Here is a 1,033-nt window from a genome sequence, read left to right as displayed (position 1 = left end):
TCTTCAGGACGGTGAGCGCGTCGCCTCGGTGCAGCGTGTACGGCACGGCGGTTTCTCCTTCGGGAAAGACGGCTGCACGCCCGCTGGATTTATGAGCGCATGCGGGCGCGGCCCGCTCGAACACCCTGTCCGGGGCGAGCGGTGCCGCGCACAGTAGCCGTCTTTCCCGGCCGCACCCAATGACGTGATCCGGGGTTTCCGGGTCGTTTGGTGCGGCCGGATTTCCCTCCTACAGTCCCCCTCGTGTTCGCCGCTCCGGGCCCTGGCCTGGTGCTGGTTGAGCTGTGCTGTTGCGTGCTGCCCCGTCCAGAAGGCCGGTGTGCGGCTCTGTTCCGAGGGGGGATTGTCCCGTGTGGCGGGTGAGATTACGAGGGCGGCTTGCTGCCGCTTCTGAAATGAGGGACTCGGTGTCCGGGAGTTAGCCGCTCCCGGACACATTCCCCGCCCTCTTCTTCTCTTTCTTCTTTGACCCGCCCGATTTCCGGTGGCCTTTTCGACGAGAAAGCCGGGGCCGGGCGGCCTACACGCAAGGAGCCGTTATGCGGCATGCCCAGATACGCCCGTCGCCCTCCTCGGCGGGGCGGTCGTGAAGAAGGTCGCGGTGATCGCGGGCGGGGTCGCGCTGGCCCCGCTGCTGCTGATCGCCCCGGTCGCCGTCGCCCTGGTCGGCGCCACCAACGCGCAGGCCACCTGCGACACACAGGGCGTGGATACGGGGGCGGTCGCCGCGCAGGTGGAGTCGATCCTGGACGGTGGGGACGGCGGCGGTGTTTCGGTGCCCGGCCTGACCAGCCCGAAGGAACAGATCCCGCACGCGCGGACGATCCAGGCCACCGGGGTGGCGATGAAGGTCCCCGCCCAAGGGCAGATCGTCGCGCTCGCCACCGCCCTCCAAGAGTCCGGCCTCCGCAACCTCGACTACGGCGACCGGGACTCGCTGGGGCTGTTCCAGCAGCGCCCGTCGATGGGCTGGGGCACCCCGGAGCAGGTGCGGGACCCGGTGTACGCCTCGACCAAGTTCTACGAGGGCCTC

1 pseudogene is annotated in these 1,033 nt (G+C 69.2%); it reads left to right on the top strand.

The features are described 5' to 3' along the window. Positions 1-586: 586 nt before the first annotated feature. Positions 587-1,033, top strand: a pseudogene (locus FF041_RS39710) (hypothetical protein); the annotation flags it as partial.

It is taken from the genome of Streptomyces jumonjinensis (genome assembly GCF_009600885.1).
GTDB classification, from domain to species: domain Bacteria; phylum Actinomycetota; class Actinomycetes; order Streptomycetales; family Streptomycetaceae; genus Streptomyces; species Streptomyces jumonjinensis.
Note: the sequence above shows the minus strand (reverse complement) of the source record. Positions and strands in the feature narration are given on the sequence as shown.